The sequence below is a fragment of the Micromonospora sp. NPDC023633 genome (assembly GCF_040640035.1).
GTDB lineage: Bacteria > Actinomycetota > Actinomycetes > Mycobacteriales > Micromonosporaceae > Micromonospora.
Map to the genome: position 1 here is coordinate 1 of NZ_JBFABB010000240.1, position 4,522 is coordinate 4,522.

3 protein-coding genes are annotated in these 4,522 nt (G+C 74.7%); all 3 read left to right on the top strand.

Translation table 11 applies throughout. The features are described 5' to 3' along the window. Positions 1 to 339: 339 nt before the first annotated feature. From AB0G13_RS34140 to murC, 3 genes are read left to right on the top strand one after another with little or no spacing between them, the layout of a single operon-like run. Positions 340 to 1,782 (top strand): putative peptidoglycan glycosyltransferase FtsW, encoded by a 1,443-nt coding sequence (locus AB0G13_RS34140; protein WP_357883672.1) that lies wholly within the window; start codon positions 340 to 342, stop codon positions 1,780 to 1,782. Continuing rightward, a complete protein-coding gene (murG, locus tag AB0G13_RS34145) occupies positions 1,782 to 2,888 on the top strand; it encodes an undecaprenyldiphospho-muramoylpentapeptide beta-N-acetylglucosaminyltransferase (RefSeq protein WP_357883675.1) in 1,107 nt (368 codons plus the stop codon). The genes AB0G13_RS34140 and murG overlap by 1 nt, the downstream gene beginning before the upstream one ends. A gap of 55 nt (positions 2,889 to 2,943) precedes the next feature. Further along, a complete protein-coding gene (gene murC / locus AB0G13_RS34150) occupies positions 2,944 to 4,497 on the top strand; it encodes a UDP-N-acetylmuramate--L-alanine ligase (protein WP_357883677.1) in 1,554 nt (517 codons plus the stop codon). Positions 4,498 to 4,522 lie beyond the last annotated feature (25 nt).

Genomic DNA, 4,522 nt, shown 5'->3' on the forward strand with positions numbered 1-4,522 from the left:
GCAAGTGACGGCTGGCTGACCCGAACCCCCGACCCGCCGGGTGTTGGGGGGCCCGGGCCCGCGGTCCCCCCCCCCCCCCGGGACCAAAACGGGCGGGGGCCCCCCCCCCCCCGCGGCGCGTCCGCCCGGCGGGACGGCCCGCCCGGCCCGGCGCAAGCCCGACACGCCGACCGGTCGGTTGCGCCGGTGGCGGACCCGGGAAACCGCCATGATGTTCCCGTGGGGGAGGGACGGAACATCGAGGTCACGGCAGAGGGGACACCCGGGCGGTCACCGGGGGGCAGGCGTACGCGCGACGCGCCCGCCGCGACGCGGGGGCCGGACGAGCCCGGTCTTCAGATGCCGCGTGGGCTGGACGCCGCGGGCGGGCTGGCCGCGCTGCGCGGGCTGCTGGAGCGGCCGTTGGCCTCCTACTACCTGCTGCTGTCCAGCGCCGGCCTGCTGCTGCTGATCGGCCTCACCATGGTCTTCTCGGCCACCAGCGTCCGGGACTACGCGGAGAACGGCAACGCCTCGACGTCCCTGGTCAAGCAAGCGATCTTCGCGGTGATCGGCATCGTCGCGTTCTGGGCGTGCCAGCGGCTGCCGGCGACGACCTACCGGGCGCTGGGCCGGCCGCTGCTGTTCACCGCCATCGGCCTGCTGCTGGTGCTCAACCTGCTGCTCGCGTACGCCCGGCTGACCGGGCAGGAGTCCGCCCGGATCGGCCCGGTCGAGGCCCGGCTGCTCTGGCTCTTCGTCGGCGGCATCCAGGTGCAACCCTCCGAGTTCGCGAAGTTCGCCCTGGTGCTCTGGGGCGCCCACGTGATCGCCCGCAAGGGTGCCGCGCTGGGCTGGTGGCGCGAGCTGGCCACCCCCCTCTTCCCGGTGGTGGGCCTGCTCTTCGTCCTCGTCGGCTACAACGACCTGGGCACGATGCTCTGCCTGCTCGCCCTGGTCGTGGGGCTGCTCTGGGCGGCCGGGGTGCGGATGAGGGTCTTCGCCGCGCTCTCCGCGGTGGGCCTGCTCGGCATCGGCCTGCTGGTCGCGGTGGCCTCGCTCGGCGCCGGCTCGGGCGAGACGGGCGCGGAGAACTACCGGCTGGCCCGGCTGACCGCCTTCATCGACCCGCCCCCACTGGACGTGTGCAAGGACGCGGGCTGCTACCAGATCGCCCAGGCCCGCTACGCGATCGAGAACGGCGGGTGGTTCGGCGTCGGCCTCGGCAAGAGCATCGCCAAGTGGCAGTGGCTGCCGGCGGCGGAGAACGACTTCATCTTCGCCGTGGTCGCCGAGGAGCTGGGTGTCGTCGGGTGCGTCGTGGTGGTGGCGCTCTTCGCCGTGCTGGCGTACACCGGGCTGCGGATCGCCCGCCGGGTCGAGGACCCGTTCCGCCGGCTCGCCGCCGCGGCGGCGACCACCTGGCTGGTCAGCCAGGCGGTGATCAACATCGGCGGGGTGGTCGGCCTGCTGCCGCTGACCGGCGTGCCGCTGCCGTTCATCTCCGACGGCGGGAGCGCACTGGTCGTCACCCTCGCCGCCATCGGGATGCTCGCCTCCTTCGCCCGCGCCGAACCCGACGCCGCCAGAGCCCTGCATGCCCGTCCGCCGGCCCGATGGGTCCGACTACTCTGGGCCCCGTTGCCGCCGCTTCCCGGGCGGCGCCGCCGTCCGGCGGCGCCCCCGGCTGCCCGAGGGTCCGTGCCCCGGTCGCGGGAGCGGCGAGAAGACGACCAGACCGCACCGCGCGGTGTCCGGCTGGCCCGGACCCGCCGCGGGTCGGCGGACGAGAGGAGACGTTGATGGGTCCGCTGCGTTCGGTGGTGCTCGCGGGAGGTGGCACCGGGGGGCACATCTACCCGTTGCTCGCCTTCGCCGACTGCCTGCGCCGACACGACCCCGGCGTCCGGATCACCTGCCTGGGCACACCGAAGGGCCTGGAGAACGAGCTGATCCCGCCGCAGGGCTACGACCTGCGGCAGATCCCGGCCTACCAGCTGCCCCGCTCGGTGAACATGAACCTGGTCAAGACCCCCGGCCGGATGTGGACCGCGGCCCGCGCCGCGGGCAAGGTCATCGACGAGGTGCGCGCCGACGTGGTCGTCGGCTTCGGCGGGTACGTCTCCGTGCCGGCCTACCTCGCCGCCTGGCGGCGCGACCTGCCGATCGTGATCCACGAGGTCAACGTGCCGCCGGGGGTGGCCAACCGGCTGGGGATGCGGTTCACCAGCCACGTGGCGGTCGGCTTCCCGCACCAGCCCGCCCAGGCCGAGGCCCTGCGCGACGCCCGGGTGGTCGGCGTGCCGCTGCGCCGGGGCATCGCCGGGCTGGACCGGTTCGCCATGCGCAACGCGGCCAGGGCCCACTTCGGGCTCCGTCCCGACCTGCCGGTGCTCTTCGTCGCCGGCGGCTCGCAGGGCGCCCGCTCGATCAACCTCGCCGTCGCCGGCGCGGCCAAGGAACTCGCCCGCAACGGGGTGCAGGTGCTGCACGTGATCGGCGCCCGCAACGAGCCGGTGCCGGTCCCCACCGACCTGCCGGTCCCGTACGTGACGCTGCCGTACCTGTCCGAGATGGAGGCCGGCTACGCCGCGGCGGACCTGATGCTCGGCCGGGGCGGGGCGATGACCTGCGCGGAGGTGGCCGCGATCGGGCTGCCCACCATCTACGTGCCGTACCCGCACAGCAACCAGGAGCAGAAGCGCAACGCGCTGCCCGTGGTGGAGGCCGGCGGCGGGCTGCTCGTCGACGACGCCGAGCTGACCCCGGACTGGGTCGAGCGGACGATCGTCCCGCTGATCCGCGATCCGCACCGGCTGCACGCGATGGGCGCCGCCGCCGCCGCGTACGGGCGCCGCGACGGCGACGAGGCGCTGCTCAACTTCGTCTACGAGGCGGTGGCCCGATGAGGGCGCGGCTCGTCCGCGCCGAGGTCCGTGCCACCGCGACCGAAAGGTTCCCGTCATGAACACCGCACAGTTCACCCCGGCCGGCACGCTCACCGCCGAGGACCTGGGCACGATCCACCTGATCGGGGTCGGCGGGGTCGGCATGAGCGGGCTGGCCCGGCTCTTCCTCACCCGGGGCATCCGGGTCTCCGGCAGCGAGCTGCGGGAGTGGCCCTCCCTGGCCGGCATGCGCGCCCTCGGTGGCACCATCCACATGAGCCACGAGGCGTCCAACCTCGACGGCGTCGACACGGTCGTCTACTCCTCGGCGATCCCGCAGGACCACCTGGAGATGGTGGAGGCGCGCCGGCGCGGCCTGCGCGTGCTGCACCGCTCCGAGGCGCTGGCCGCCGCGATGACGGGCCGCCGGACGGTGGCGGTCGCGGGCACCCACGGCAAGACCACCACCACCTCGATGGTCACCATGGTGCTCCAGCAGGCCGGGCAGGATCCGTCCTTCGTGATCGGTGGGGAGATCTCCGAGGTCGGCTCGGGCGCCCACCACGGCACGGGCGAGCACTTCGTGGTCGAGGCGGACGAGAGCGACCGCTCCTTCCTGATCTACCGCCCGTACGTGTCGATCATCACGAACGTCGAGGCCGACCACCTGAACACCTACGGCGACCTCGCCACGCTGGAGGCGGCCTTCGCCGAGTTCGCCCGGCTCACCGACCCGGACGGCTTCATCATCACCTGCGCCGACGACCCGGGCGGGCGGCGGCTGGCCGAGACGCTGCGCGCGGAGGGCCGCCGGGTGCACACCTACGGCGAGGCGGCCGACGCCGACCTGCGGCTGACCGACGTCGCCTCGTCGGCCCGGGGGGTGCGCTACCTGGCGAGCATCGACGGGCGGTCGCTCGGCGAGTTCCGGCTGCCGGTGCCGGGGCGGCACATGGGGCTCAACAGCGCCTCGGCCGTGCTGACCGCGTACCTGCTGGGCCTGCCGCTGGAGGCGGCGGAGGCCGCGCTCGCGGCGTTCCCCGGCGTGCGGCGGCGCTTCGAGCGCAAGGGCGTCGCGGACGACGTGCTGGTCTACGACGAGTACGCCTACCACCCGACCTCGATGACGCTGGCGTTGCAGACGCTGCGCGAGGTGGCCGGGGACGGCCGGCTGATCGTGGTCTTCCAGCCCTACCGGCTCTACCGCACCCGCGACCTGCAGGCGGAGATCGCCGAGTCGCTGTCCATCGCCGACGAGCTGGTGCTGCTGGAGGTCTTCGGGCCGGGCGAGCTGCGCGAGCCGGGGGAGGGGTCGGCGGCGCTGATCGAGGCGGTGTCGCTGCCGGCGGAGCGGAAGGTCTTCGTGGACTCCTGGGAGGCCGCGCCGGTGGAGGTGGCCCGGCGGGCCCGCCCCGGCGACGTCGTGGTGACCATGGGCGCCCCGCCGATCTCGCTGATGGGCGACCAGCTGCTGGCCGCGCTGTCGGCGCGTACCGCCGATCCGGCGGCGCCGGCGGCCACGACGCCCGGCGGCGAGGCGGGCGGGACGACGACCATCGGCGGCACCGTCCCCGGCGTCGGCGGTGCCGGCGGCGCGGTCCCGGACGGCGCGGCGCCCGCGGCCGGATGAGTCCCGGCCCGGCGCGGGGGCGCAC